This window comes from Phenylobacterium sp. NIBR 498073, from assembly GCF_027286305.1.
In the GTDB taxonomy this organism is placed as follows: Bacteria; Pseudomonadota; Alphaproteobacteria; order Caulobacterales; family Caulobacteraceae; genus Phenylobacterium.
Genome location: NZ_CP114599.1, coordinates 658,518 through 684,370, shown reverse-complemented (window position 1 = coordinate 684,370; position 25,853 = coordinate 658,518). Strand labels below are relative to the sequence as shown.

Below are 25,853 nucleotides of genomic sequence, written 5' to 3'. Positions count from 1 at the left end.
AACGCAGGTAGGTCAGCGCCCCTTCGCCGTCAAGGCGGCGAGGCGGCCGCTCTCGGGGGCGTCGGGGTCGGCCGCGAGCTTGGCCAGCGGGCGAATTCCGGTCTCCACCGGGGCCAGTTCCGGCAACTCCTTGCCCTCGTGATCGACCTTGAGGTCCTCGAAGCGACGGGCCTGGGTCAGCACCTGGGTCTCCAGCGAGCCGACGAACTGGTTGTAGCGGCTGACCGCCGCCTCCAGCGCCTTGCCGACCGAACCGGCGTGCGCGCCCATCACCGAGATCCGCTTGTAGAGCTCGCGGCCCAGCTTGGAGATCTCCTGGGCGTTGGCGGCCTGCTCCTCGACCCGCCAGCCGTAGACCACCGCCTTGCAGAGCGCGAACAGGGTGGTCGGGGTGACGACCAGCACCCGGCGGTCCATGGCCTCGGTCATCAGCTCGGGCGCGCGCTCCAGCGCCGCGGCCAGGAAGCTGTCGCCGGGGATGAACATGGCCACGAAGTCCGGCGAGCCCTGGTTGAACTGATCCCAGTAGGCCTTGGCCGACAGGCCCTGCATGTGGGCCCGCACGCTCTGGGCGTGGCGCAGATAGGCGGCCTCGCGGCCGGCCTCGTCGGGCGCGTCCTGGGCTTCGAGGAAGGCGTTGAGCGAGCACTTGGCGTCGATGACGAACACCGCGCCGCCCGGTAGGCGCACGGTGACGTCGGGGCGGCGGCGGCCCTCCTCGCTGTCGGTCGAGGTCTGCTCGTCGAAGTCGTAGCGATTGTGCAGGCCGGCCGCCTCCAGCACGTTGCGCAGGGTCTGCTCGCCCCAGCGCCCCTGGACGCCCGCCCCGCGACGCAGCGCCGCAGACAGCTTGCGCGCCTCGGCCTGGGTGGCGCTGGACGCCTGCATCAGCTGGTTGATCTGCTCCTTCAGCCCGCCGGTCTCTTCGGCGCGGGTCTTCTCGACGGCGACCACCTGCTCCTGGAACTTGGCCAAGGTCTCGGCGACGGGCTTCAGCTGCGCCTCGAGCCGCGCCTGGGCGAGCTGCTCTCTATTATGGAAGGTCTCGTCCGCGCGCTTCATCACCTGCTCGGCGATGGCGGCGGCGGCCTGGGCCTGCAGAAAGGCGGAGTTCTTGGCCTCCTGCTCCTCCAGCAGCCGCAGGCGGGCGGCGGCGTCCTGCAGCGCAAAGGCCCGCGCCTCGGCGCGATTGGCGCGCCCCCGCTCCATCAGCGCCCAGGCGAGAGCGGGAATGGCCGCCAGCAAGGCGGCCAGCACGGCGAGGAGAATGGCGTCCAGGTTCATGCTCCGTTCCTACACGGAGTCGGCCGGACCCGATAGTTTCGCGAGTCCCAGGCCTCAGGCCAAAAAAAAGCCGGACCCGAAGGCCCGGCAGTTCATTAGGGAGGAAACGCCCAGGAAGGGCAGAAGCGGCAGCGCCGCCTCACAGTTCGAACATATACGGTGCGACGCACAAAACAACAAGCGATTTTGTGCCAGACCCATCACATTTTCTGAAAGCGCCGAAAAATTTCGTTACAAATCAGTGAGATTTGAAGGCGTCTCAAACAGCCCAGATTTGCTGCACCGCACAAAGACACGATATCAATGTTCGGCGCCGCGGCGAGAAGGCGCTGGCGCAATCGCCATTCCTCACCTAAAAGCGCGCGCTTCCCCAAATAGGCGCCCACAAAGCCAAATCAATGTCGCTCCGCAACATCGCCATCATCGCCCACGTCGACCACGGCAAGACCACGCTCGTGGATCAGCTCCTTGCCCAGTCGGGCGTTTTCCGAGCCAATGAGGCGACGGTCGAGCGCGCCATGGACTCCAACGACCAGGAGCGCGAACGCGGGATCACCATCCTCGCCAAGTGCACCAGCGTCCTCTGGAACGGAAAAGCGGGCGAGACCCGCATCAACATCATCGACACCCCCGGCCACGCCGACTTCGGCGGCGAGGTCGAGCGGATCCTCGGCATGGTGGACGGCTGCGTCCTCCTCGTGGACGCTGAAGAAGGCGTCATGCCGCAGACCAAGTTCGTGCTGGGCAAGGCGCTGAAGATGGGCCTGCGCCCGATCCTCTGCCTCAACAAGGTCGACCGCGCCCACGCCGATCCCGACCGGGTCCTCAACGAAGCCTTCGACCTGTTCGCCGCCATGGGCGCGACCGACGAGCAACTGGACTTCCCGCACATCTACGCGTCGGGCAAGAACGGCTGGGCGACGCTGGACCTCAACCAGCCGAACGACAATCTGGGCCCGCTGTTCGACCTGATCGTCGACCACGTCCCGGCGCCCAAGTCCGAGGCCCGCAAGGACGAGCCCTTCCAGATGCTGTCGGTGCTGATCGAAAGCGACCCGTTCCTGGGCCGTCTGCTGACCGGCCGCATCGAGGCCGGCAAGGCCATCCCCGGCCTCGCCATCAAGGCGCTGTCGCGTGACGGCAAGGAAATCGAGCGCGGCCGCATCACCAAGGTGCTGGCCTTCCGCGGCCTGAAGCGCCAGCCGATCGACGGCGGCGCGGAAGCCGGCGACATCGTCGCCATCGCGGGCATGTCGAAGGCCACCGTGGCCGACACGCTGTGCGCGCTGGAAGTCACCGACGCCCTGCCCGCCCAGCCGATCGACCCGCCGACCATCTCGATGACCGTCTCGGTCAACGACAGCCCGCTGGCCGGCCGCGAAGGCGACAAGGTCCAGAGCCGCGTCATCGCCGCGCGCCTGCTGAAGGAAGCCGAGACCGACGTTGCGATCCGGGTGACCGAGACCAGCGAGAAGGACGCCTTTGAAGTCGCCGGCCGCGGTGAACTGCAGCTCGGCGTTCTGATTGAAAGCATGCGCCGCGAGGGCTTCGAAGTCTCCATCAGCCGCCCCCGCGTGGTCTTCCAGACCGACGAGAACGGCCAGCGCCTGGAGCCGATCGAAGACGTCATGATCGACGTCGACGACGAGTTCACCGGCATCGTCATCGAAAAGCTGTCGGCCCGTAAGGCCGAGCTGAAGGACATGGGTCCGTCGGGCGCGGGCAAGACCCGCATCAGCCTGATGAGCCCGTCGCGCTCGCTGATCGGCTATCAGGGCGAGTTCATGACCGACACCCGCGGTTCGGGCGTGCTGAACCGCGTGTTCAGCCACTACGAGCCCTACAAGGGCGCGATCGACGCCGGCCGCAAGGGCGTGCTGGTCTCCAACTCCGACGGGGAAACCGCGGCCTACGCGCTGTGGAACCTGGAAGAGCGCGGCACGATGTTCGTCGGCGCCGGCGAGAAGACCTACCAGGGCATGATCATCGGCGAGAACAGCCGCGCCGACGACCTGGACGTCAACCCGATGAAGGCCAAGCAGCTGACCAACGTCCGCGCCTCCGGCAAGGACGAGGCCGTGCGCCTGACCCCGCCGCGCCGCATGACCCTCGAGCAGGCCATCGCCTACATCGAGGAAGACGAACTGGTCGAAGTCACGCCGAAGTCGATCCGCCTGCGCAAGCAGGTGCTGAACCCCTCCTTCCGCAAGCGGCGCGCCAAGGAGGAGTAGTGGCGCAAGCGGGGGCGGTTCCCAGCATCAGCAGGCAGGCGGCGCGCGAGCGCGCGTTTCGCCTGCTGGCCGGCACCGTCACCGCGCTGTTCCTGGCCTTCGCCGCCCTGGGCGGGGCCTTCCTCTGGTATGATCGCGCCGCCGGCTGGCTGACCCACGCCCACGAGGTGCGGATCGAGATCGAAGGCCTGCGTCTGTCGCTGACCGAAGCGGAGTCGGCCCAGCGCGCCTTCATTCTCACGGGCGACTCGCAATTCACCCGACAGATCGAAGGCGCCCGCACGGCCGCCGCGATCCACATCAGCGCGCTGGAACGCCTGACCGCCGACAATCCCGAACAGCTGGAGCGCCTGGCCCGGCTGCAGGCGCTGATGACCACCCGGATGGAGGTCATCGACCAGACGATCGCCGCGCGCCGCACCGGATCGCCCGGCGCCGCCATCCAGATCATCCGCGGGGGACGAGGCGTCGAGGCCATGCACGGCGTGCGCGCCATCGCCGCCGAACTGGAACAAGAAGAACGCCGCCTGCAGCGCCAGCGCGAGCATCAGGTCACCGTCGTGCGCTCGGTGATCGTCGCCTCTCTGATGATCTTCGCGGCCCTGCTGGCGCTGCTGTTCTTCAAGGCGTTGCGGGACATCAGCCTGGACCGCGAGGCCGAGTCCGACGTCGCCCAGCAGCTGCGCCGCCTGCTCGACGACCGCACCCTGCTGCTCGACGAGGTCAACCACCGGGTCAAGAACTCGCTGCAGCAGATCGCCAGCGTCGTACGGCTGCAGGCGCGCTCCGTCGAGCATGCCGACGCCCGCGAAGCGCTGAACCGGACGCTCGACCGGATCAGCGCCGTCGGCCGCGTGCACGAGCAGATGTACAAGGCCGACGACGCCATCGGCGCCTTCGACGCCGGCCGCTACACCGAAGCCCTGGCGCAGGACCTGGTCGGCTCGCTCGGCCGGGACGATGTCGCGCTGGAGACCGCGATCGAGCACGCCGTGCTCGACGTGAAGCAGGCCGTGCCGCTGGCGCTGATCCTCAACGAGTTGATCACCAACGCCTTGAAATACGGCTGCCCGCCCGATAGGGCGTCCACAATAAGGGTCGCCTTCGGAACAGAAGGCGAGCTCTACCGTTTGAGCGTGGCTGACGACGGTGAAGGTCTGCCCAAGGACTTTTCACCGACCCAACGCAAGAGCCTCGGGATGCGGGCCGTCGAGGCCCTAGCCCGACAGCTCGGCGGGCGACTTGAGATTGAACAACCGAAGACCGGCGCCTCGTTCGCGGTGGTCTTCCCCAGGAGTTGAGCCGCGCAGTGCGTATCATGGTGGTTGAGGACGACGCGCTGATCGCGCTCGACATCGTCGGCCTGCTGGAAGACCTGGGCCATGAAGTCGTGGCCGAGGCCGCCGACGCCAACGAGGCCTGGGCGATGGCCGAGGACGGCCGTCCCGACATCGCGCTCGTCGACATCCGCCTGGCCCGCGGCGCCGACGGCGGCGTGCTGGCCCGCAAGCTCTACGACAAACTCGGGGTGCGCTCGCTGTTCGTCTCCGGCTCGATCACCGAGGAATTCCGCCGCTCGGTGGCCGCCATCAAGCCGATCGGCTTCCTGGGCAAGCCGCTCAGCCCGCGCACCCTGGGCGAGGCGCTGAACGCGCTCTGAGCCGCAGCTAGCGGCGACGAGTGTCGATGCTCACCACCGCCGACATCCCCGGCCGCAGCCGCGCGGTCGCCTCCTGCCCGCCAGCCAGTGCGATGCGGACCGGGATCCGCTGAACCACCTTGGTGAAGTTGCCGGTGGCGTTGTCCGGCTTGATCACCGCGAATTCCGATCCGGCCGCCGGGCCGATGCGCTCGACCTTGCCCTGCAACGTGGTTCCCGGCAGGGCGTCGATGCGGACGTGGACCGGCTCGCCGACCGCCACGTCCTTCATCTGGGTCTCCTTGAAGTTGGCGGTGATCCAGATCGCCTGCGGCACCAGGCCCATCAGCTGGGTTCCGGGCGCCACGTACTGGCCGACCTTGACCCCCACCTCGCCGACCTGACCGCCGACCGGCGCCGTGATGCGGGTGTTGGCCAGGTCGATCTGCGCCAGCTCAAGCGCCGCCTGCGACTGCGCCACCGCGGCCTCGAGCGCCGCGCGGTTGACCCCGACCGAGGCGAGATCCTCCTGCGCCACCCGCCCCTGCGCCTGGGCCTGCCCAACTGCAGCTTCCGCCTGCTGCACGGCCAGCCGCAGCCGGTCGAGTTCGGTGGGCGCCAGCCAGCCCTTCTGGACCAGCGGCTCGGCCCGCCGGAAGTCGGCCTGGGCCTTGGCCAGGGCCGCGTGGGCGCTTGTCTCCTGCGCGCCGACCAGGCTGATGTTGGCCTGCCCCCGACGGCGCTGCTGGTCCCAGTTGGCGAGGTTGGCCTTCTGCACCGCCAGCGCCGCCCGCGCCTGCTCGACCTTCTGGCGGTAGTTGCGATCGTCGATCACCACCAGCACCTGCCCGGCCTTCACCGGCATGAAGTCCTTCACCAGGACCTCGGAGACGTATCCGTCCAGCTTGGGACTGATGATCGTCACGTAGCCGCGCACATAGGCGTTGTCTGTGCTCTGGACGCCCGTGTCGAACGGCGGCAGCCGCCAGGCGAACAGCACCAGCAGCACGCCGCCGATCGCAGCCAGCACGATGGGGATGGCCGCGCGCGACCAGGGGCGCTTGGCGGGAGATGGGACAGCGGCGGCGTCACTCACGTCAGGCGGCCTCGACAGGGATCAGGAGGGCGGCGCGCCGCGCCCGCGCATCCTCGCGCAGGCGCAGGGCCAGGAGATAGGCGAACACCAGCAGCGACAGCGCCGCGATGACCCGGAAGACGTCGGCATAGGCCAGGACCGTGGCCTCCCGCGTCGCGAGCTGGCTGAGCACGGCCAGGCCCTCGCCCTGGCGCAGGGCCGGGTCGGAGATCGTCCCGCCATAGGCGCCTGCATACTGGCGCACGCGCGCGGCGACCTGTGGGTCGGTCAGCAGCAGCCGCTCGACGATCTGGGCGGAATAGGCCTTTTCGCGCACGGTCATCAGCGTGCCCAGGAAGGCCGAGCCGGCCAAGGCGCCGAGGCTCTGGCCGGCGCCGAAGATGACCGCGAAGCTGATGATGAACTCCTGGCCCTGGCGCAAGGCCCGGCCGAAGCCGGCGAGCATGACCGCAGGCAGGAACAGAGCGCTGGCGAAGGCGATCAGCCCCTGGCTGAAATACATCTGCGCCGGCCGGGTGAGATTGGTGACATGGCTGTCCCAATAGGCGGCCGCAGCGATCAGCAGCAGCGAGATCAGGGCCGGGGTCGACACCCGCGCCGGATTTATGGTCACCGCCACGATGATCATTCCGGCCAGCGTCGCCCAGAACATCACCCAGGACAGGCCGCGCATCTGGTCGTTGTTCATCCCCATGGCCTGAAGGAAGCCGAAGGCGCCGACGCCCTGTTCCGACAGCACGATGCGGAACAGGAGGATGATCACCACCAGCCGCAGCATGTCGGCGCTGGAGAGCCAGCGGATGTGCAGCAACGGCTGGGCGCGGTGCAGTTCGACCAGCGCCGAGGCGGCGATCAGCACGATCGCCGCCGCCAGCGCCCAGCCCAGCCAGGGCGCGTCGAACCACCAGACATAGCGGCCCTGGGCGAGCACGGCGCAGAGCAGCGCCACCCCCGGGGCGAAGAGGGCGAAGGTCAGGAAATCGCGCGCCTGGAACATCTTCACGCGCGGCATCGGCGGGACCCGCACCAGATTCACCGCCACCAGGCACAGCAGGCTCAGGCCGATCTCAAGCAGGTAGAGGCCGTGCCATTGGCCGACCTGCAGCAGGTCGGACGAGACCAGCCGCGACAGCGGCGCGGCCAGCTGGCTCCAGCCGACCCCGAGCGCGACGCCCATCGGCCGGCGATGCTCGGGCGCCGCGGCGATCATGTAGAGCAGCGCCATGGTCGACAACGCCGTGGCCGCGACCCCGGAGGCCGCGCGCACCGCGATGGCCGAGCGCAGATCGTCGGTGAACAGGTGCGCGACGGCGACCACGATGAACAGGCCAAGCCCGATGTCGCCGAACAAGCGCAAGCCGTACTGGAAGCGGAACTTGATCGCCAAGAGGCCGATGGTGGCGTTGGTGGCGGTGTAGGCGGTCGACAGCCAGGCCGCTTCGTTCGGATAGGCGCCCAGCGAGCCCTGGATCCAGGGCAGGTTGTTATTGACCAGGTTGAAGCCCAGGCCCTGGGTCACGCCAAGCAGGAGGGAAACGCCGCCGAAGGCGAGCCCTCGCCGCCAGCCGGTCGGCGGTTGGGGTCCGCCCATGTCTCCTCCCCCTCCAAGCTAGAGCGGAAAGTCCATCCAGACCTCACAACGCGCAGCGCCGCCGGAGGTCGCATCGACGGAGCGAGATCGACGGCCGAGGCGCGCCGAGCCGAGCTGTGCTAGGCAACACCATGGCCAATCCGATCTTCGCAAACCTTCCGACCACCATCTTCGAGGAGATGTCGGGCCTGGCCCGCGAACTGGGGGCCATCAACCTGGGCCAGGGGTTCCCCGACGCTCCCGGCCCGCAGGCGATCCGCGAGCACGCCGCCGACGCGGTGCTGAACGGCTACAACCAGTATCCCCCGATGGCCGGCTTGCCGGAGCTGCGCGCCGCCGTGGCCGCGCATTACGCCCGCACCCAGGGGCTGGACCTGGACTGGGCCAGCGAAGTCACCATCACGTCGGGCGCGACCGAGGCGCTGGCGGCGGCCTTTCTCGGCCTGATCCAGCCGGGCGACGAGGTGGTGGTGTTCCAGCCGCTGTACGACGCCTACCTGCCGCTGATCCGACGCGCCGGGGGCGTGCCGCGGCTGGTCAAGCTCAGCCCGCCGCACTGGCGCTTCGACCGCGCGATGCTGGAGGCGGCGTTCGGCCCGCGCACCCGGTTCGTGTTGCTGAACAACCCGATCAACCCGGCCGGCGCGGTGCTGCCGCATGAAGACCTGGCCCTGCTGGCCGAGTTCTGCGTCGCCCACGACGCCATCGCGATCTGCGACGAGGTCTGGGAGCAGGTGGTGTTCGACGGCGCGCGGCACCTGCCGCTGATCGCCTATCCAGGCATGCGCGAGCGGACGGTGAAGATCGGTTCGGCCGGCAAGATGTTCGGCCTGACCGGCTGGAAGGTCGGCTTCCTGTGCGCCGGCGCCGAGCTGACCCGGGCGCTGTCGAGGACGCACCAGTTCCTGACCTTCACCACCGCGCCCAACCTGCAGGCCGCGGTCGCCTGGGGCCTGGAGAACAGCGGCGACTGGTTCGAGGCGATGCCGCGCGACCTGCAGCGTTCACGCGACCGGCTGGCCGCGGGCCTGGCGGCCGAGGGCTTCGTCACCCTGCCCGCGCAGGGCACCTACTTCCTCAATGTCGACCTGGCGGCCTCGGGGATCGACGAGCCCGACCGCGCCTTCGCCCTGCGCGCGGTCAAGGACGCGGGCGTGGCCAGCATCCCGGTCTCGGCGCTCTACGAAGAGGACCAGGTGATCACCATCCTGCGCCTGTGCCTGGCCAAGAACGACCAGACGCTGGACGAGGGCGTGCGCCGCCTGGCCAAGGCCCGGGACCTCTCGCGCCGGGCGTGAGGTCCCGACTTCCGATCAGGAGGTCGAGCCGCCGTCGATGACCACGGTCTGGCCGGTCATCCACGAGCCCGCCTTGGAAGCCAGGAACACCGCGCCGCCGGCGATGTCGTCCGGCTCGCCCAGCCGGCGCAGCGGCGTGCCCGAGGAGGCGCGCTTCTCACCTTCCGGGGTGTCCCACAGCGCCTTGGCGAAGTCGGTCTTCACGAGGCCCGGCGCGATGCAGTTCACGCGGATGTTGTCGGGCGACAGCTCCTGGGCGAGGTTGCGGGCCAGCTGCATGTCGGCCGCCTTGGAGATCGCATAGGCGCCGATCACCGGCGTGCCGCGCAGGCCGCCGATCGACGAGATGATCACGATCGAGCCGTCCTTGCGCTCGCGCATCTCGGGCGAGACCATGTTGATCAGCCAGTTGTTGGCGATGACGTTGTTCTCAAGGATCTTGCGGAACTGGTCGTCGCCGATGCCGCTCATCGGGCCGTAGTACGGGTTCGAGGCGGCGTTGCAGACCAGGATGTCGATCTTGCCGAACGCCTTGCGGGTCTCGTCGACCAGCCGCTGAAGGTCTTCCTTCGACGAGATGTTGGCCGGCACGGCGATGGCCGCGCCCGGATGCTTGGCGTTGATCTCGGCGGCCACCTCTTCGCAGGGGCCGGCCTTGCGCGAGGAGATCGTCACCTTGGCGCCGTGCTCGGCCATCCGCTCGGCGATCGCCTTGCCGATCCCGCGCGAGGATCCGGTGATGACAGCGACCTTGCCGGTCAGGTCGAACAGTTCGCCCATGGCGTTCCCTCCAAACACGTGTTTGATTTTGTCGTCGCCATTTGCGGCGCCGAGCGACGTTGGGTCAAGCGGTTCGGGGAGAAGCCAGCATGCCGGAGTTTCGTGAGATTGCGCTGCCGGAGGTGACGCTGCGCGCCGCCGTCGAAGGCCAGGGACCGCTGGTGGTCATGGTCCACGGCTTTCCCGAGAGCTGGTACAGCTGGCGCCACCAGATGGGACCGATCGCGCAGGCCGGCTTCACCGCCTGCGCCATCGACGTGCGCGGCTATGGCGGCTCATCGCGCCCCCAGGCCATCGAGGCCTACGACATGGAGCACATGGTCGCCGACGTGGCCGGAGTGGTCGAGGCGCTGAGCCCCGAGGCGCCGGCCGTGCTGATCGGCCACGACTGGGGGGCCCCGATCGTCTGGAACACGGCGCTGGTGCGGCCGGACCGGGTACGCGCGGTGGCGGGTCTTTCGGTGCCCTACACCGGCGTGCCCAAGCGGCCGTTCAGCGACATGATCGAGAGCGTCTTCACCAGCCGCGGCAAGTTCTTCTACCAGGCCTGGTTCCAGAACGTCGGCCCGGCCGAGGCCGAGCTGGAGGCCGACGTCCGCGGGGGCCTGCGCAAGTTCTACTACGCGATCAGCGGCGATGCGCCCGACGGGACCTGGCCGAGCGACAAGACCCACGGCCAGAGCCTGCTGGAAGGACTGGTCGACCCGGCCCCCTTCCCCGCCTGGCTGACCGACGCCGACCTCGACTACTACGTCGCCGAGTTCGAGCGCTCGGGCTTCCGCGGCCCGATCAACCGCTATCGCAATCACCAGCGCGACTTCGATTACCTGCGCCAATTCGAAGGCCGCAAGATCGAGCAACCCTCGCTGTTTGTCGGCGGCGAGCGCGACCTGGTGCTGTCCATGCTGGGCAAGGGCGACCTGATGGCGATCATGGGCGCGGAGATGCCGAACCTGCGCGGGGCCGACGTACTGCCCGGCTGCGGCCACTGGACCCAGCAGGAGCGCCCGCAGGAGGTCAACGCCCGGCTGCTGCCCTGGCTGAAATCGCTCTAGCCTTCGCGGCTAGCGAAGGCTGACCACGGCGACCGCGCATTGTGCGCCCGCCGCGGCCGGCGCAGCTTGGCGGCATGGGTAGCGAACTTCTGTTGCTGGGCGCGGGACTGCTGGCCGGGGCGATGAACGCCCTGGCCGGCGGCGGCTCGTTCGTCACCCTGCCGGCGCTGATCGCGGCGGGAGTGCCTTCGGTGGCGGCGAACGCCTCCAGCACCGTGGCGCTCTATCCGGGCGGCCTGGCCAGCGCCTGGGTCTATCGCCAGGGACTGACACAGGTCTGCGGCGTGCCGATCCGGCCGATGCTGGCCGTCACGCTGATCGGCGGGCTGGCCGGCAGCCTTCTGCTGTTGTGGACGCCGTCCTCGACCTTCGATGTCATCCTGCCCTGGCTGTTGCTGACCGCGACGCTCGCCCTGGCGTTCGGTCCGCGCCTTGCGCCCTGGCTGCAGCGTCATGCGCAGATCGGACCGGGGCCGATCCTGGCGCTCCAGTTCGCGCTGGGCGTCTATGGCGGCTATTTCGGCGGCGCGGTTGGGCTGATGATGATGGCCGCCTGGAGCCTGCTGGCCGGAGTCGACCTCAAGCAGCTCAACCCGCCGCGCACCCTGATGGTCAGCGCCGCCAACACCGTCGCCGTGGTCTGTTTCGCGATCGCCGGGGCGGTCCGCTGGCCGCAGGCGCTGATGGTCGCGCTCGGAGCCCTGGCCGGCGGATACCTGGGCGCGCACCTCGGCCGGCGGCTGGACCCGCGGGTCGTGCGCGCCGCCACCATCGCGCTGTCGGTCGCGATGACCGCGGTGTTCTTCGTCCGCGCCGCCCGCGGCTAGCAGCGGCCATCACAGCTTCACTTCCCCGGCGGCGCCGACTTATGGTCGTGCTCCAGAGGAGAGGGACCCCATGAAACTCATCGGTAGAATCGCTCTGGGACTGCTCGGGCTCGTCATACTGCTCGCGGCCGTCGTCGTGGTCAGGACGCTGACCTATAAGCCCAACGCCGGCGCGGACCTCTCCAAGGTGAAACTGGCCCCGGCGGTGGCGATCGACACCGGCAAGGCGGCCGAGCACCTGTCGCAGTCGATCCAGTTCCAGACCGTCAGCAACCAGGACAAGGCCGACAACCAGACCGGCGAGTGGGACAAGCTGCACGCCTGGCTGCAGACCACCTATCCGGCCGCGCACGCGGCCATGACCCGCGAGGTCGTCGCCGACCACACCCTGGTCTACACCTGGGCCGGGTCCGATCCGGCCCTGGCGCCGGTGGTGCTGATGGCGCACCAGGACGTCGTGCCGGTGACGCCCGGCACCGAGGACGACTGGAAGCATCCGCCGTTCGGCGGCGTGATCGCCGAGGGCGCGGTCTGGGGCCGCGGCGCGATCGACGACAAGGGCTCGCTGGTCACCCTGTTCGAAGGCGTCGAGGCGCTGGCCCAACAGGGCTACAAGCCCAAGCGCACGCTGATCCTGGTCTCGGGCCATGACGAGGAGGCCGGCGGCACTGGCGCCCAGGCCGTCGCCGAGCTGTTCAAGTCGCGCGGGATCAAGGCCCAGTTCGTGCTCGACGAGGGCATGGCGATCATCTCGGACAACCCGCTGACCGGGGGCCAGGTCGCCTTGGTCGGCATCGCCGAGAAGGGCTATGCGACCCTGATGGTCACGGCCGAGGCCGTAGGCGGCCACTCCTCGGCCCCGCCGGCCGATTCCGGCGGCGTGCTGACCCTGGCCAAGGCGGTGACCAAGATCGCCGAGGACCAGGCGCCGATGAAGCTGGACGGCCCTGGCGGCATGATGATGGAGACCCTGGCGCCGCAGGGCTCGTTCATGATCCGCATGGCGATGGCCAACCGCTGGCTGTTCGAGCCGCTGATCATCAAGCAGGCCGCGGCCACGCCCTCCGGGGCGGCGCTGCTGCACACCACCATCGCCCCGACCATGCTGAAGGGCAGCCCCAAGGAGAACGTGCTGCCGCAGGACGCCACCGCCTGGATCAACTACCGCATCGCACCCGGCGACAGTTCGGCCGGGGTGCTGGCGCGGGCCAAGGCCGCGGTCGGCGCGCTGCCGGTGACCTTCGCCTGGAGCCGCAAACCGAACGAGCCCTCGCCGGTCTCCTCGACTACGTCGGAGGCCTGGAAGATGGTCGCCGCCCTGGCCGGCGACACCGCAAAGGCGCCGGTCGCCCCCAGCCTGGTCACCGCCGGCACCGACAGCCGCTACCTGGTCGGCGTGGCCGACGACGTCTACCGCTTCCAGCCGATGGTCTTCTCGCTGGAGACCATCAAGATGATCCACGGCACCAACGAGCACATGAGCCTGGAGAACCTGGACCGCGCCGTGCAGTTCTACGCCCGGCTGATCGCCACCAGCACGGCGGGATAGGCCAAGCGCCTTCGCCGCATCGACAAGCCGCCCGGATTGCGACACATCCGGGCGATCGTCCAACCGCGCGGACCGCGACCTGAATGCTGAACTGGATCTATTCGACCCTCGGCGAGGCCTGGGGTCCGCTGCGGCTGTTCAATTCCTTCTTCTTCCTCTCGGGCGCAGGGTTCGCGATCTGCGCCCTGGGCACGTGGCTGCTGCTGCCGAAGCTGTGGGGCCTGCTGCCGACCGACCGCGGGCGGGCGTTCGCGGTCAACGCCGAACTGAGCGTCGGCAAGCCGGTCAGCGCAGGCCTGATCTTCGTGACCATCTTCTGCCTGGCCTGCATGGTGTTCGTGCCGCTGACCGCCAAGCCGCTGCTGACCGTGCCGTTCATGCTGGCGGCGCTGATGGTCGGCTATCTCGACGACCGCCGCGGCGGGTTCAGCGAGTACCAACTGGCGATCATGGACGCCGCCATCGCCTTCGGGGCGGCCGCGGTGATCTACGGTTTCCAGCCGGTACAGATCTGGCTGCCGGGCTGGAAGGGCGTGCTGACCCTGGCGCCCTGGATCTCGATCCCGATGGCGGCCGGCGTCATCTGGCTGTCGATCAACGCCACCAACTGCTCGGACGGAGTCGACGGGGTCTCCGGCAGCCTCAGCGGCACGGCGATCCTGTTGCTGGGCGGCCTGCTCTACACCGTGATCGGCAACGAGGCGGTGGCCGGACACCTGAACATCCCGCTCAACCGCGACGGCGCCAACTGGGCGATCATGGCCTTCCTGATGGTCGGCTGCATCGCCGGCTACCTCTGGTACAACGCCCCGCCTAGCCAGGTGCTGATGGGCGACGCCGGCTCGCGCCCGATCGGGCTGCTGATCGGCATGCTGGTGGTCGCCACCAACAACCCGCTGTTCCTGCTGCTGATCGGCTCGGTGCTGCTGCTGAACGGGGCGACCGGCCTGGTGAAGGTGGCGCTGATGCGGTTCTTCGGCCTCAAGGTGCTGTCCAAGGTGCGCTTCCCGCTGCACGACCACGTGCGCAAGGAACTGGGCTGGTCGAACAGCCAGGTGCTGGTGCGCTTCATGCTGCTGCACCTGGGCGTCTCGGCGCTGCTCCTGCTGCTGGCGCTCAAGGTTCGCTGAAGCAACGACTTCGTCAGACAAACCGCCTAGAGACGGCCTGCCCGCGCATTATCGACCCTTGCGTGGTCTTCCGGCTCTTGCGAAGCGCCGCTGCGCATCGCACGTTCCGGACTAACCGAATTGGAGACCCCATATGCGTAATTGGCGCCTGGACGAAGACGACGACAGCGAAGACGGCGCCCGCAAGCCCGACATGCCGATGACGGCTGGGCCTGTGCAGAACGCGCTCTACAAGTCGCGCACCGTGCTGGTGTTCGGCGAGATCGACATGCGCCTGGCCGAGCGGGTCACCGCCCAGCTGCTGGCCCTGTCGGCCGACAGCGACAAGCCGATCAAGGTGGTGATCAACTCCCCCGGCGGCCACGTCGAAAGCGGCGACACCATCCACGACATGATCCGCTACTGCGGTCCGCAGGTGAAGGTGATCGGCACCGGCTGGGTCGCCTCGGCCGGCGCGCACATCTTCCTGGGCGCGGCCAAGGAAAACCGTCTCTGCCTGCCCAACACCCGCTTCCTGCTGCACCAGCCGGCCGGCGGCGTGCGCGGCCAGGCCAGCGACATCCAGATCGAGGCCGAGGAGATCGTGAAGATGCGCGAGCGCGTCAACCGCATGATCGCCAAGGAGACCGGGCAGCCCTACGAGAAGATCGTCAAGGACACCCAGCGGAACTTCTGGATGAGCGCCGAGGCCGCCGTCGAGTACGGCCTGGTCTCGAAGATCATCCACAGCGCGACCGAGGCCTGACGTGTCGACCGCGCCCTGGTGGAAGGGCGCGGTCGTCTACCACGTCTATGTGCGGAGCTTCTTCGACTCCGACGGCGACGGCCACGGCGACCTGGCCGGGGTCCTCGCCAAACTGGACTACATCGAGAGCCTGGGCGTCGACGCCATCTGGCTCTCGCCCGTCCACCCCTCGCCGAACCGCGACTGGGGCTACGACATTTCCGACTATGAAGGCGTCCAGCCCGACTATGGGACGATGGACGACCTTGCGGCGCTGATCGACGCCGCCCATCGGCGGGGCCTGAAGGTGCTGCTGGACGAGGTGCTGTCGCATACCTCCGACGAACATCCCTGGTTCGCCGAGAGCCGCGACGGCGGCGCGGACGGCCCCAAGGCCGATTGGTACGTCTGGGCCGACCCGGCCCGCGACGGGACCGCGCCCAACAACTGGCTGTCGGTGTTCGGCGGCCCGGCCTGGGCCTACCAGCCGGCCCGCCGTCAGCACTATCACCACAAGTTCCTGCGCCAGCAGCCGAAGCTGAACTGGCGCCACCCGGAGGCCAAGGCCGCCGCCCTGCGGGTGCTGGAGTTCTGGCTGGACAAGGGGATCGACGGCTTCCGGCTCGACGTCGCCGGGACCTTCCTGCACGACGACACCCTGACCGACAATCCGGCGGTCGCGGCCGAGCAGCGGCTGCGCCGGCACTGGGCGCACGCAAGCGAGATGCAGCGCCATCTGCACGACTCCAACCTGCCCGAGAACATCCCCCTGCTGGACGAGATCCGCCGACGGGTGGACGCCTTCGACGAGCGCTTCGTGTTCGGGGAGTTTTCCGAGGAGGAGGAACGCTGCGGCGCCTACTGCACGCCCGCCGAAGGGCTGCACTCGGCCTACACCTTCGTCCTGCTGCATGCGCGCAAGCTGTCGCCGGACATCTTCCGCGACCACTACGACACCCTGGACCGGTTCCCCGGCCATTGGCCCTGCATCTCGTTCTGCAACCACGACATCCCACGCACGGCCACCCGCTTCGGCGGCGGCGAGACGATCGCGCGGCTGATGCTGGCCCTGCTGCTGACGCTGAAAGGCACAGTGCTGCTCTACCAGGGCGAGGAGCTGGGCCTGCCCGAGGCCCAGAGCCTGACCCGCGAGGAGATCCGCGACCCGGTCGGCGATCTCTACTGGCCGATCGCCAAGGGGCGCGACGGCTCACGCACGCCGATGCCCTGGACCGAGGGCGCCAACATGGGTTTCACCGCCGGCGAGCCCTGGCTGCCGCTGGCCATCGAGCATGCCGGGCTGTCGGCGGCGAGCCAGGACGCGGCGGCCGATTCGACCCTGGCGTTCTCGCGCGCCCTGCTGGCCCTGCGCCGCGACACTCCGGCCCTGATCGTCGGCGACCTGGAAATGATCAGCGCGCCCGAGCCGATCCTGGCGTTCATCCGCCGCGAGGGAGGCCAGCAGGTCGCCTGCCTGTTCAACATGGGACCGGCTCCGGCGGTGTTCGGCGACGAGCGGTTGGCCGGGGCGGCGATCCTGGCCCCCGGGGCTGGCGAGGCGAGGCTGGACGGCGCGGCCCTCCACATGGGCGCCCACTCGGCCAGGTTCCTGCGGCTCGCGTAACGCGCTAGAAGGCGGCCATGCCCGACGGCGACACCAAAACCGCATCCACCGCCGACACCAAGTTCGGTCGCGGCTTCCTGCATGACATCTGGTACTTCGCCGCCCTGGCGAGCGACCTGAAGGCCGGAAAGCTGCAACGCTACGAGATCCTTGGCGAGCCGATCTTGCTGGGCCGCGACCGCGCGGGGAAGGTCTACGCGCTCAAGGACATCTGTCCGCACCGCGCCGCCCCGCTGTCGGCCGGCAAGCTGACCCGCGAGGCCGACGGCGCCGAGAGCGTCGAGTGCCCCTACCACGGCTGGCGGTTCAAGACCGACGGCGCCTGCGCGGCGATCCCCTCGCTGGTCGACGACCAGGCGATGGACGTCAGCCGCATCCGGGTGCGCAACTATCCGGCCGTGGAAAGCCAGGGCCTGGTCTTCGTCTGGATCAGCGCCGACCCGCGCTTCACCGGCGAGCCGACCGAGCCGCCGCCGGTGTTCCCCGGCGTGGTCGGCGGCGGCCCCAAGCTGGTCGACCGCATGGACTTCGACTCGCACATCGACCATGCCGTCGTTGGGCTGATGGATCCGGCCCATGGGCCCTATGTGCATCAGCAGTGGTGGTGGCGCTCGGCCAAGAGCCAGCACGAGAAGGCCAAGAAGTTCGAGCCGCGCGAACAGGGCTTCGCGATGGTCCGGCACGAGCCCAGCAAGAACAGCCGCGCCTATGCGATCCTGGGCGGCGAGCCGCTGACCGAGATCACCTTCCGCATCCCCGGCCTGCGCTGGGAGCACGTCACCGTCGGCCAGCGCCAGGTGCTGTCGCTGACCTGCCTGACGCCGATCCACGAAACCAAGACCCGGATCACCCAGATAGTCTGGTCCGACCACCCGGCGTTCCTGCTGCTGAAGCCGTTCATCGCCGCCGGCGCGCGAGCGTTCCTGCGCCAGGACGGCGATATGGTGAACCTGCAGAACGAGGGGCTACGCTACGATCCCTCGCTGCTGTGGATCGACGACGCCGACCGCCAGGCCAAGTGGTACCAGCAGCTCAAGCGCGAATGGACCGCCAGCCGCAAGGACGGTCGACCGTTCGAGAACCCGGTCGAGACCGCGACCCTGCGCTGGCGCAGCTGACCGGGGCTTGCCATCCGGCCCGCCGGGGGCTCTGTTGAGCGCCGTTATTTTGACGGCGCATTCAATTTCGAGCCCTTTGCGAACATGGATTTCACGACCAGCGACGGCTTCACCCTCGCCTATGACGACCAGGCCCCCGCCGACTACGAGCGGGCGATCCTATTGGTCCACGGCTTCACCTCGAACCGCAACGAAGGCTGGAAGCGGACCGGCTGGTATGCGGCCCTGGAGCGCCGCCGCTTCCGGGTGATCGCGCTCGACCAGCGCGGCCACGGCCTGAGCGGCAAGGCCTATGAGCCGGACGCTTACTTGCGCGAAAACCTGGCCCGCGACGTGGTCGAGCTGATGGACCACCTCGGCGTCAACCGGGTCGACCTGTTCGGTTACTCGATGGGCGCGCGCGTCGCCGCCGCCGCCGCCCTGGCCGCGCCGCACCGATTCTCGAACCTGATCCTCGGCGGGGTCGGCGACAAGATGCTGAGCGAGCGGCCCTCGGCGCGGAGCGAGGTGATGGCCCAGGCCATGCTGGCCGACGATCCGGAGACCATCACCGAGCCGTTCCTCAAGAGCTTCCGCCAGTTCGCCGACGAACAGGGCGAGGATCGCCGCGCCCTGGCCGCCTTCGTCCAGGCCCAGAACCCGCCGCTGGACACCGAGGGCTTTGCGACCCTGCCGATGCCGATGCTGGCGGTGGCCGGCCAGCGCGAGACCAACGGCGATCCCGAACTGCTGGCGCAGGCGTTCGGCGACGGGCGCGGGGTGGTGATCCCCGGCTGCGACCACTTCTCGGCCATTCCGCACGCCCTGACCAAGGCCGCCGTCTTCGACTTCATCGACGGCGTGCTGGACGATCCTTGGGCGCGATGAGCCTGCCCGCGCGCATCGCCTGGGCGCTGGAGCTGCTGGCCCCGGCGCGCGGCGAGCGCGTGCTGGAGATCGGCTGCGGGTCCGGCGTGGCCGCCGCCGAGCTGGTCGCCGCCGGCTGCGAGGTCACCGCGCTGGATCGCTCGGCCAAGGCGATCGAGGCCGCCGCCGCGCGGCTGGGCGGGAGCTCGCGGCTGATCTGCGGCGCGCTGGAGACCTCCGACCTGCCGGCCGCCGCCTTCGACGCGGTCCTGGCGATCAATGTGAACCTGTTCTGGACCACCGACGGCGCGGGGCTCGCCGCCCTGCGCCGCACGCTGGCGCCCGGCGGCCGCCTGGCGCTGGTGTTCGATGCGCCGGGAGAGGCGCAGGCGAAACGGATCGGCGAGGCGGTGGGCGCCAATCTCGCCGCCGCCGGCCTAGCCTTCGACCTTCGCCAGGGTCCGGGGCGGCTAGTCGCCGCCCTGGCCCGCGCCTAGCCCACTATCCGAAGGGCTCTAGGTCTTGGGGCCGAGGTTGTAGGGGCCGCCCTTGGCCAGGGCCGCGCGATAGGCTGGACGGTCCTGGAACCGGCGCACCCAGGCGGCGATATGCGGATAGGTTTCGAACTGGCCGAAGGCCCCGGCCACCTCGCCGACGAAGCTCATCTGGATGTCGGCGGCGGTCAGGTCCTTGCCCATCAGGTAGTCGCGGCCTGCGAGCGCGCGGTCGACATAGCCGAGGTGGTTGGCCATCTCGCCCTGGATGCGCGGTTGCAGCGGCGCGCCAGCCTCCCCGAGGCGGGCGACGTACATGTTGAGCATCAGCGGCAGCATGGCCGAGCCCTCAGCGTAGTGCAGCCACTGCTGGTGGGCTTCGTAGTCGGGCGTGCCTACCGGCGGCGCCAACCGGCCGGCGCCGTGGTGGCGCAGCACGTAGTCGATGATCGCGCCGGACTCGATGATGGTCGCGCCGCCCTCGGTCACCACCGGCGACTTGCCGAGCGGGTGGACGGCGGTCAGTTCCGGCGGCGCCAGGCGGGTGGTCGCGTCGCGCTGGTAGGTCTTGATCTCATAGGGGAGCCCCAGCTCCTCCAACAGCCACAGGATGCGCTGCGAGCGCGAGTCGTTGAGGTGATGGACGACGATCATGCGCTTCCTCCGCGTTTCACTTGGCGTAGCGTCACCGATGACGTGCGGCAAGCTTGCCCTATAGTCGGCCCGCCATGATGCTTGCGAACCTTCCCGGCCTGCTGGCCGACGCCGCCGACGCCGCCGAAACCTATGTCGCCGAGGCCCGCCGCGCGCTGGCCCCCCGCGTGGCCGTCGGCGGACGGCTGGATCGCGAGACCCTGGATCGCGAACAGCACGTCGCCCATGGCCTGGCCTGGGCCGCCGCCTATGCCGAGACCCTGCGCCAGACCGCCGCCTGGGCGGACGACCTGCAGGCCGATGGCCGTCTGGGCGAGGCCGAGGCCCTGCCTGCCCAGCTTCTGGCGTTCGAGTATCTGAGCCAGCTGGCCGGCGGGCTGCCGATGAACCAGGGCGAGACCTTCCGCCCGGCCGACCTCGGCCTCGACGCCGCGCGGCTGTCGCCGGCGATCGCGGCGCTGGCGCCAGGCGCCTCGCAGGCGGTGAAGCACCGCATCGTCGAGCTGTTGGAGGCCGCCCGCGGCCGCCCGTCGCTGGAGGCCAGCGGCCTGGATGAGACGCTCGAGCACGTCCGCGACCAGTTCCACGCCTTCGCCGAGGAGAAGATCGTCCCGTTCGCCCACGGCTGGCACCTGCGCGACGAGCTGATCCCCCTGCCCCTGATCGACGAGCTGGCGGCGCTGGGGGTCTTCGGCCTGACCGCGCCCGAGGAATTCGGCGGCTCGGGCCTGGGCAAGGTCGCCATGTGCGTGGTGTCCGAGGCGCTGTCGCGCGGCTGGATCGGGACCGGGTCGCTGGGCACCCGCTCGGAGATCGCCGCCGAGCTGATCCTGGCGCACGGCACCGACGAACAGAAGCGAGAGCTGCTGCCGGCCATCACCAGCGGCGAGATCATCCCCACCGCCGTCTTCACCGAGCCGGAGGCCGGCTCCGACCTCGGCTCGCTGCGCACGCGGGCCGTGCGCGACGGCGAGACCTGGAAGGTCACCGGCGCCAAGACCTGGATCACCCACGCCGCGCGCGCCGACCTGATGACGCTATTGGTGCGCACCGACCCGGCGTCGAAGGACCACCGCGGCCTGTCGATGTTCCTGGCCGGCAAGCCCCGCGGCACGGCGGCCGACCCGTTCCCCGCGCCGGGCATGAGCGGCGGCGAGATCGGCGTGATCGGCTATCGCGGCATGAAGGAGTACGAGATCGCCTTCGACGGCTTCTCGGTGCCGCACGCGCGGCTGCTGGGCGGCCAGGAGGGCCAGGGCTTCGTGCAGCTGATGGCGACCTTCGAGAGCGCGCGCATCCAGACCGCGGCCCGGGCCATCGGGGTGGCGCAATCGGCTCTCGACCTGGCGGTCGACTATGCGGTCGCCCGCAAGCAGTTCGGCCGACCGATCTCGGACTTTCCGCGGGTGACGAACAAGCTGGCGATGATGGCGGCCGAGCTGGTCGGCGCGCGGCGGCTGACCTGGTTCGCCGCCCGGGCCAAGGACGACGGCCGCCGCTGCGACCTGGAGGCGGGCATGGCCAAGCTGGTCGCCGCCCGCATCGCCTGGGCCTGCGCCGACAACGCCGTACAGATCCATGGCGGAACCGGCTTCGCCACCGAACAGCCGGTCAGCCGCGTGCTGGCCGACGCCCGCATCCTCAACATTTTCGAGGGCGCCGGCGAGATCCAGGCCCAGGTCATCGCGCGCCGACTGCTGGAAGGCGCCAACTGATCGCGGCGATATTTTGGCGCGACTGATGCCAATACTCGCGGCGCGCGGGACTACACGATTTCTTGAAGGACCGCGGCGCGCGCCACGATCACCAGTTTCGGGCCTGCGAGGACAGGTCAGTTACTAAGGCTCGCCTTGGACAGCAGTCCAATTCGACCTGAAACGCACGGACGGCCGGCCCCCGAAATATCGCCGCTTCGGGGGTGTGGATTCCTCGCCGCCGGACGTCTTGGGTGTGCACCCTGCCGCACACCGGCCATACGCGCAGCGAGAACCGCCCCATCGCACGACGTTTTGCGAGCATGCTCAGCGAGTGGCGGTTTATTGGGACTGGCGGGCGCCCGACACGCCCCTACCGAATTTCACAGCAAACGCCGGTCTGCGACGCTGCGCCACACGGCAAAGCCCGAAACGCCACGCTACATGCTGCCTGCATCAACGCATTGCGAAACAAGTTCGCTGAACGCGCTCAACCAAACCCATCACTTGGACCCGCCGAGTTGAGGGGTTAAGAGGAATCAGTGGTCATGACGACCTGCGTCACCGCCGTCCGCTCCCCCCGGGCGGCGACCAAGCCGTAGAAAACCCGAGCCAGCTCATCGTGGAGCTGCGCGACGCGACCCGGATGGGACTGCGCTTCGCGCGGCAAGGCGTTGAGCGGATCGCCAAGGTAGTGAAAGAGTATTGCGTAGAGTTCGAACCGCCGATGGTGCTGGCGACGGCGAGGATCGCCCGATGAAACACGTTTCCAGCAACATCGAAGTCGCCGGCGAAACCCAGGTCCGCGTTCCGACCCGTCGCGCGCTCGCCAAGCAGCAGACCCGCGCCAAGGTCCTGGCCGCCGCCCGCCGCCTGTTCTCTGAAGCCGGCTACGAAGGCGCGACCATCCGTGACATCGCCGCCGAGGCCGGCATGTCGACCGGTGCGGTGTTCGCCAACTTCACCGACAAGTCGGACCTGTTCCGCGAAATCATGGTCGCCGACATGGAGGCCCTGGTCGAAGCGATGCGCGACGGCGTCTCGCGCGGTCGCGGCGTCGACGACACCCTGCTGAAGCTGTTCGTCGCCGGTTACGCTTTCTACAAGACGCGCCTGCCGCTGGCCCGCGCCGCCTTCGGGATCTCCTGGATGCCGGAACAGGGCCAGGAACTGCGCAACCTGCCGCCGGTGCTGGAACTGCAGGAGCTGTTCACCGAGCAGCTGACCCTCGGCGTCGAGCGCGGCGAGCTGTCGCAGGAAGCCGAAGTGAAGCTGCGCAGCCAGATGCTGTTCGACTGCTACCTGGCCAACTTCCAGGAAGCGATCTTCGGCGGCTGGAGCCTCGAAGCGCTGCAGGCCAAGTCGAAGGACCAGATTCGGGTCATCCTGGCCGGCGCTCGTCGCGGCTGAACGACCGCCTAGACTGATCAGGGCGAGATCTGCTCCCGCGGGATCAGGTCTCGCCTTCGCCTTACCTGGGGTATTTACGACTTCAGCTCCGCGGCGAACTGTCGCACCTTCTTACATCACGCATTCCTAGCGCAGGATTCGCCCTAAGCACTTGCCGGGCGCCTGCACGGCCGATGCAGGCTGGGGGGAACATTTGAGCGTACGGAAGTCCCAGAAGGAGGCGACGCGTCAGCGCGTGCTCGACGCCGCTCGAGACCTGTTCGAGACCAAGGGCTTCGACGCCACCACCGTCCGCGAGATCGCCAGCTTGGCGTCGGTTTCTGTCGGCAGCGTCTTCACGACCTTCTCGTCCAAGAACGACATCTTGAGTCAGGTCATGGCTGACCGCCTGGACGCGCTCTACGCCGAACTGGACCGGCTGGTCCCGCACCTGCGCGGAACGACCCCCGACCGCCTGCAGTCGATCTTCGCCATCCACTACGCCTTCGAAACCCGGCGTACGCGGCTGTTCCTCGCTCACATCGCGGCGGCCTACAACTGGACGCTCAGCCCCTCCAGCCGTCCATACGGCCGCAACCAGCGCCTGCGGCTGGTGATCCGCGACTGCCTGACCGACGGCATCGCTCGCGGCGACGTCGATCCGGCCGCCGACCTGGAGGTGATCGTCGACGCCCTGATGGCCTCCTACGCCTGGACCTACCGGCTGGCGGCCTGGGAAGACGCCGACGCCGAGGCCATGGGCAAGGTCATGGACCGGCACATCGGCCTGATCGCCAGCGGATTTCGTCCGCCCGCGCCCGCGAACCGATAGGCCCGCGACCGCGATCTCGGCTAAGATCGCGGCATGAACATCTTCAGCTACCTCATTCCCATCAGCCTGGCCGCGGTGACCATCACCCTGTTCGTCGGGCTTTACGCGCTGTTCCGCGGCGGCGACTTCGGTCGCTCCTATTCGAACAAGCTGATGCGGCTGCGCGTGGCGCTGCAGGCGGTCGCCATCGCGATCCTCGTGCTGGCGGTGTGGTGGCGCGCCAAGTTCGGCGGCTGACTTGGTCACGCTGAACAAGATCTACACCCGCACCGGCGACGCCGGGACGACGCGCCTGGCCACCGGCCAGCCGGTCTCCAAGGCCTCGCTACGGGTCGAAGCCTATGGCGCGGTCGACGAGGCCAACGCCTGCCTGGGCCTGGCGCGGCTCCACACGACGGGCGAATTCGACGCCATGCTGGCGCGAGTGCAGAACGAACTCTTCGACCTGGGCGCCGATCTCGCCACGCCCCCGCAGGAGGGCGAGACCCACGCCCTGCGCATGGTGCAGTCGCAGGTCGACCGGCTGGAACGCGAAATCGACTCGATGAACGCGCAACTGCCGCCGCTCGCCTCGTTCATCCTGCCGGGCGGGACGCCGGCGGCGGCGCACCTGCACCTTGCCCGCACCGTGGCGCGGCGCGCCGAGCGCATCGCCGTGGCGCTGGTCGAGACGGGCGAGAGCGTCGGGCCGGAGGCGATGAAGTACCTGAACCGGCTGTCGGACTTCCTGTTCGTGGCTGCGCGCCACGCCAACGACCGCGGCGCAGCCGAGGTGTTCTGGCAGTCCGGCGCGACGCGCTAGGGTCTGTACTCAATAGGGTCTAGCGCGGCGTTGGCGTTGCTGATTCAAGGATTCCGGAAGGAGCCTTGGATATGGCGAAGCAGGTTCAGTGGCTTAGCGACGAAGAATGGGCTCGGATCGAGCCGTTGCTTCCGCGAGGTCGTAAGGGCGCCCATCGGGTGGATGATCGCCGGGTGATCTCGGGCATTGTCCATATGCTGAAGAGCGGAGCTCGCTGGCGCGATTGCCCACCGGAGTTCGGGCCCTACACGACCGTCTACAACCGTTTCAACCGCTGGAGCCGCCAGGGGCTCTGGCTGCAGATGTTTGAGGCGCTGACGGGCCACACCGGCATCTATGGCGCGGCGATCGACGCTACCCACGTCAGGGCGCACCGGTCGGCGGCGGGCGCAAAAGGGGGGCCTTCCTCCAAGCCATAGGCCGCTCGCGTGGGGGCCGCACCACCAAGATCCATGGCCTGGTCGACGAGCGCGGCCGGCCCAGGGTGCTGCTGCTCAGCGCCGGAAACATCAACGACATCAGCATGGCTCACGCCCTGATCCAGGCCACAGGCCCCTTCCAGAAGCTCCTGGCTGACAAAGGCTACGACGCCGACCATCTGCGCAGGCGGCTCGCCGAGCGCGGGGCCGAGGCGGTGATCCCTTCCACCACCTCTCGCCGAACTCCAATCCCCTACGACGCCAACGCCTATAAGGACCGAAACCGCGTCGAGCGCATGTGGTGCAGGCTAAAAGACTTCCGACGCATCGCTACCCGCTACGACAAGCTCGCAAGGAACTACCTCTCGGCCGTCCTGCTCGCCGCAACCTACGCATACTGGCTCAATTGAGTCCGGACCCTAGGGCTTGGGCGACGCGGGCGCTTCCGGCGCCTTTTCGGCGCGGGCCTTGGCGGCGTCGGCCTTGGCCGCCGCGCGGGTCTCGTCGTTCTTGATCACCCGGCCGGTAATGTCCGAGATCAGGATCGGGCTCGCGCAGGTGCGGCTGCGCCAATCCCACCAATCGCCGGCTTCCTCGCACTTCTGGCCCGGCCAGACCCAGCCGACGTGATAGACGAGCGTCCCGGCGCTGAGGACGATGAAGAGGCCGAGAAAGATCAGCTTCAGCCGGTCGATGGTGCGGTTCATGGCGTGCTTCTAGTCTTCCCCCGAGGGGCCTGCTAGCGGCTTCGTTCGCCGAAAATGCGGCGAACTGTGA

The 25,853-nt window shown here is 68.9% G+C and carries 26 protein-coding genes; 20 read left to right on the top strand and 6 right to left on the bottom strand.

The window, feature by feature from the left end:
* Positions 1-12: 12 nt before the first annotated feature.
* Positions 13-1,284 carry a DNA recombination protein RmuC gene (locus tag O4N75_RS03485; RefSeq protein WP_269627986.1) on the bottom strand — a complete coding sequence of 424 codons (1,272 nt, stop codon included), beginning with the start codon at positions 1,282-1,284 and terminating at the stop codon, positions 13-15.
* A 398-nt stretch (positions 1,285-1,682) separates the two neighbouring features.
* Between O4N75_RS03485 and typA the strand changes: the two genes are divergently transcribed.
* Genes typA through O4N75_RS03470 form a run of 3 tightly spaced genes read left to right on the top strand, consistent with a single transcriptional unit; the run spans position 1,683 to position 5,175 of the window.
* Positions 1,683-3,515 (top strand): translational GTPase TypA, encoded by a 1,833-nt coding sequence (gene typA, locus O4N75_RS03480; protein ID WP_269627985.1) that lies wholly within the window; start codon positions 1,683-1,685, stop codon positions 3,513-3,515.
* Complete coding sequence (locus tag O4N75_RS03475; RefSeq protein ID WP_269627984.1) at positions 3,515-4,816, top strand: CHASE3 domain-containing protein; 1,302 nt, start codon at positions 3,515-3,517, stop codon at positions 4,814-4,816. Before typA ends, O4N75_RS03475 begins: the two co-directional genes overlap by 1 nt.
* 17 nt (positions 4,817-4,833) lie before the next feature.
* The gene (locus tag O4N75_RS03470; protein ID WP_269629430.1) at positions 4,834-5,175 is read left to right on the top strand and encodes a response regulator; all 342 of its coding nucleotides are present in this window, start codon (positions 4,834-4,836) and stop codon (positions 5,173-5,175) included.
* A gap of 7 nt (positions 5,176-5,182) precedes the next feature.
* On the opposite strand, the gene O4N75_RS03465 is transcribed toward O4N75_RS03470, so the two are convergent.
* The gene (locus O4N75_RS03465) at positions 5,183-6,250 is read right to left on the bottom strand and encodes an HlyD family secretion protein (RefSeq protein WP_269627983.1); all 1,068 of its coding nucleotides are present in this window, start codon (positions 6,248-6,250) and stop codon (positions 5,183-5,185) included.
* A 1-nt stretch (position 6,251) separates the two neighbouring features.
* Positions 6,252-7,841 (bottom strand): transporter, encoded by a 1,590-nt coding sequence (locus O4N75_RS03460; protein WP_269627982.1) that lies wholly within the window; start codon positions 7,839-7,841, stop codon positions 6,252-6,254.
* 131 nt (positions 7,842-7,972) lie between these two features.
* Between O4N75_RS03460 and O4N75_RS03455 the strand changes: the two genes are divergently transcribed.
* Complete coding sequence (locus O4N75_RS03455) at positions 7,973-9,139, top strand: aminotransferase (RefSeq protein WP_269627981.1); 1,167 nt, start codon at positions 7,973-7,975, stop codon at positions 9,137-9,139.
* A gap of 15 nt (positions 9,140-9,154) precedes the next feature.
* Here O4N75_RS03455 and O4N75_RS03450 read toward each other — a convergent pair whose 3' ends face one another.
* Positions 9,155-9,919, bottom strand: coding sequence for an SDR family oxidoreductase (locus O4N75_RS03450; protein WP_267233079.1), 765 nt, complete (start codon positions 9,917-9,919; stop codon positions 9,155-9,157).
* 89 nt (positions 9,920-10,008) lie between these two features.
* Here O4N75_RS03450 and O4N75_RS03445 point away from each other — a divergent pair, with 89 nt between their 5' ends.
* From O4N75_RS03445 to O4N75_RS03405, 9 genes are all read left to right on the top strand, one after another.
* A complete protein-coding gene (locus O4N75_RS03445) occupies positions 10,009-10,974 on the top strand; it encodes an alpha/beta hydrolase (RefSeq protein WP_269627980.1) in 966 nt (321 codons plus the stop codon).
* 74 nt (positions 10,975-11,048) lie between these two features.
* Complete coding sequence (locus O4N75_RS03440; protein ID WP_269627979.1) at positions 11,049-11,801, top strand: sulfite exporter TauE/SafE family protein; 753 nt, start codon at positions 11,049-11,051, stop codon at positions 11,799-11,801.
* 70 nt (positions 11,802-11,871) lie between these two features.
* Positions 11,872-13,350 (top strand): M20 family peptidase, encoded by a 1,479-nt coding sequence (locus tag O4N75_RS03435; RefSeq protein WP_269627978.1) that lies wholly within the window; start codon positions 11,872-11,874, stop codon positions 13,348-13,350.
* Positions 13,351-13,433: 83 nt separating this feature from the next.
* Positions 13,434-14,480, top strand: a complete 1,047-nt coding sequence (locus O4N75_RS03430; RefSeq protein ID WP_269627977.1) for a hypothetical protein — start codon at positions 13,434-13,436, stop codon at positions 14,478-14,480.
* 133 nt (positions 14,481-14,613) lie between these two features.
* Positions 14,614-15,225 (top strand): ATP-dependent Clp protease proteolytic subunit, encoded by a 612-nt coding sequence (locus O4N75_RS03425; RefSeq protein ID WP_269627976.1) that lies wholly within the window; start codon positions 14,614-14,616, stop codon positions 15,223-15,225.
* Between the two features lies 1 nt (position 15,226).
* The gene (locus tag O4N75_RS03420; RefSeq protein WP_269627975.1) at positions 15,227-16,828 is read left to right on the top strand and encodes an alpha-amylase family glycosyl hydrolase; all 1,602 of its coding nucleotides are present in this window, start codon (positions 15,227-15,229) and stop codon (positions 16,826-16,828) included.
* 17 nt (positions 16,829-16,845) lie between these two features.
* Positions 16,846-17,946, top strand: a complete 1,101-nt coding sequence (locus tag O4N75_RS03415; RefSeq protein WP_269627974.1) for an aromatic ring-hydroxylating dioxygenase subunit alpha — start codon at positions 16,846-16,848, stop codon at positions 17,944-17,946.
* Between the two features lie 84 nt (positions 17,947-18,030).
* Complete coding sequence (locus O4N75_RS03410; protein ID WP_269627973.1) at positions 18,031-18,813, top strand: alpha/beta fold hydrolase; 783 nt, start codon at positions 18,031-18,033, stop codon at positions 18,811-18,813.
* Positions 18,810-19,289: a class I SAM-dependent methyltransferase gene (locus tag O4N75_RS03405; RefSeq protein WP_269627972.1), complete on the top strand. Its 480-nt coding sequence runs from the start codon at positions 18,810-18,812 to the stop codon at positions 19,287-19,289. Before O4N75_RS03410 ends, O4N75_RS03405 begins: the two co-directional genes overlap by 4 nt.
* Before the next feature lie 18 nt (positions 19,290-19,307).
* Here O4N75_RS03405 and O4N75_RS03400 read toward each other — a convergent pair whose 3' ends face one another.
* On the bottom strand, positions 19,308-19,940 hold the full coding sequence (locus O4N75_RS03400) for a glutathione S-transferase (RefSeq protein WP_269627971.1): 633 nt from the start codon (positions 19,938-19,940) through the stop codon (positions 19,308-19,310).
* Positions 19,941-20,014: 74 nt separating this feature from the next.
* Here O4N75_RS03400 and O4N75_RS03395 point away from each other — a divergent pair, with 74 nt between their 5' ends.
* The 7 genes from O4N75_RS03395 (at position 20,015) to O4N75_RS03365 (ending at position 25,486) form a co-directional block, all read left to right on the top strand.
* Positions 20,015-21,655: an acyl-CoA dehydrogenase family protein gene (locus tag O4N75_RS03395; RefSeq protein WP_269627970.1), complete on the top strand. Its 1,641-nt coding sequence runs from the start codon at positions 20,015-20,017 to the stop codon at positions 21,653-21,655.
* Positions 21,656-22,256: 601 nt separating this feature from the next.
* A complete protein-coding gene (locus O4N75_RS03390; protein ID WP_269627969.1) occupies positions 22,257-22,394 on the top strand; it encodes a hypothetical protein in 138 nt (45 codons plus the stop codon).
* Positions 22,391-23,044 (top strand): TetR/AcrR family transcriptional regulator, encoded by a 654-nt coding sequence (locus O4N75_RS03385; RefSeq protein ID WP_267233066.1) that lies wholly within the window; start codon positions 22,391-22,393, stop codon positions 23,042-23,044. Before O4N75_RS03390 ends, O4N75_RS03385 begins: the two co-directional genes overlap by 4 nt.
* Before the next feature lie 235 nt (positions 23,045-23,279).
* On the top strand, positions 23,280-23,855 hold the full coding sequence (locus tag O4N75_RS03380; RefSeq protein WP_348649524.1) for a TetR/AcrR family transcriptional regulator: 576 nt from the start codon (positions 23,280-23,282) through the stop codon (positions 23,853-23,855).
* Positions 23,856-23,888: 33 nt separating this feature from the next.
* The gene (locus O4N75_RS03375; RefSeq protein WP_267233064.1) at positions 23,889-24,092 is read left to right on the top strand and encodes a twin transmembrane helix small protein; all 204 of its coding nucleotides are present in this window, start codon (positions 23,889-23,891) and stop codon (positions 24,090-24,092) included.
* Between the two features lies 1 nt (position 24,093).
* The gene (locus tag O4N75_RS03370) at positions 24,094-24,657 is read left to right on the top strand and encodes a cob(I)yrinic acid a,c-diamide adenosyltransferase (RefSeq protein WP_269627967.1); all 564 of its coding nucleotides are present in this window, start codon (positions 24,094-24,096) and stop codon (positions 24,655-24,657) included.
* A gap of 71 nt (positions 24,658-24,728) precedes the next feature.
* Positions 24,729-25,486, top strand: a protein-coding gene (locus O4N75_RS03365; protein WP_269627278.1) for an IS5 family transposase whose coding sequence is annotated in 2 segments (ribosomal slippage) — positions 24,729-25,062 and positions 25,062-25,486 — 759 coding nt in all. Because the reading frame shifts where the segments join, the coding sequence is not laid out codon by codon here.
* A 9-nt stretch (positions 25,487-25,495) separates the two neighbouring features.
* Here the strand turns inward: O4N75_RS03365 and O4N75_RS03360 are convergent.
* Positions 25,496-25,783 carry a hypothetical protein gene (locus O4N75_RS03360; RefSeq protein WP_267233062.1) on the bottom strand — a complete coding sequence of 96 codons (288 nt, stop codon included), beginning with the start codon at positions 25,781-25,783 and terminating at the stop codon, positions 25,496-25,498.
* Positions 25,784-25,853: the final 70 nt, after the last annotated feature.

Coding starts and splice junctions, on each gene's coding strand:
- O4N75_RS03485 (WP_269627986.1), bottom strand. CDS start 1,284: ATGAACCTGGACGCCATTCTCCTCGCCGTGCTGGCCGCCTTGCTGGCG.
- typA (WP_269627985.1), top strand. CDS start 1,683: ATGTCGCTCCGCAACATCGCCATCATCGCCCACGTCGACCACGGCAAG.
- O4N75_RS03470 (WP_269629430.1), top strand. CDS start 4,834: ATGGTGGTTGAGGACGACGCGCTGATCGCGCTCGACATCGTCGGCCTG.
- O4N75_RS03460 (WP_269627982.1), bottom strand. CDS start 7,841: ATGGGCGGACCCCAACCGCCGACCGGCTGGCGGCGAGGGCTCGCCTTC.
- O4N75_RS03455 (WP_269627981.1), top strand. CDS start 7,973: ATGGCCAATCCGATCTTCGCAAACCTTCCGACCACCATCTTCGAGGAG.
- O4N75_RS03450 (WP_267233079.1), bottom strand. CDS start 9,919: ATGGGCGAACTGTTCGACCTGACCGGCAAGGTCGCTGTCATCACCGGA.
- O4N75_RS03445 (WP_269627980.1), top strand. CDS start 10,009: ATGCCGGAGTTTCGTGAGATTGCGCTGCCGGAGGTGACGCTGCGCGCC.
- O4N75_RS03440 (WP_269627979.1), top strand. CDS start 11,049: ATGGGTAGCGAACTTCTGTTGCTGGGCGCGGGACTGCTGGCCGGGGCG.
- O4N75_RS03435 (WP_269627978.1), top strand. CDS start 11,872: ATGAAACTCATCGGTAGAATCGCTCTGGGACTGCTCGGGCTCGTCATA.
- O4N75_RS03430 (WP_269627977.1), top strand. CDS start 13,434: ATGCTGAACTGGATCTATTCGACCCTCGGCGAGGCCTGGGGTCCGCTG.
- O4N75_RS03425 (WP_269627976.1), top strand. CDS start 14,614: ATGCGTAATTGGCGCCTGGACGAAGACGACGACAGCGAAGACGGCGCC.
- O4N75_RS03415 (WP_269627974.1), top strand. CDS start 16,846: ATGCCCGACGGCGACACCAAAACCGCATCCACCGCCGACACCAAGTTC.
- O4N75_RS03410 (WP_269627973.1), top strand. CDS start 18,031: ATGGATTTCACGACCAGCGACGGCTTCACCCTCGCCTATGACGACCAG.
- O4N75_RS03405 (WP_269627972.1), top strand. CDS start 18,810: ATGAGCCTGCCCGCGCGCATCGCCTGGGCGCTGGAGCTGCTGGCCCCG.
- O4N75_RS03400 (WP_269627971.1), bottom strand. CDS start 19,940: ATGATCGTCGTCCATCACCTCAACGACTCGCGCTCGCAGCGCATCCTG.
- O4N75_RS03395 (WP_269627970.1), top strand. CDS start 20,015: ATGATGCTTGCGAACCTTCCCGGCCTGCTGGCCGACGCCGCCGACGCC.
- O4N75_RS03385 (WP_267233066.1), top strand. CDS start 22,391: ATGAAACACGTTTCCAGCAACATCGAAGTCGCCGGCGAAACCCAGGTC.
- O4N75_RS03375 (WP_267233064.1), top strand. CDS start 23,889: ATGAACATCTTCAGCTACCTCATTCCCATCAGCCTGGCCGCGGTGACC.
- O4N75_RS03360 (WP_267233062.1), bottom strand. CDS start 25,783: ATGAACCGCACCATCGACCGGCTGAAGCTGATCTTTCTCGGCCTCTTC.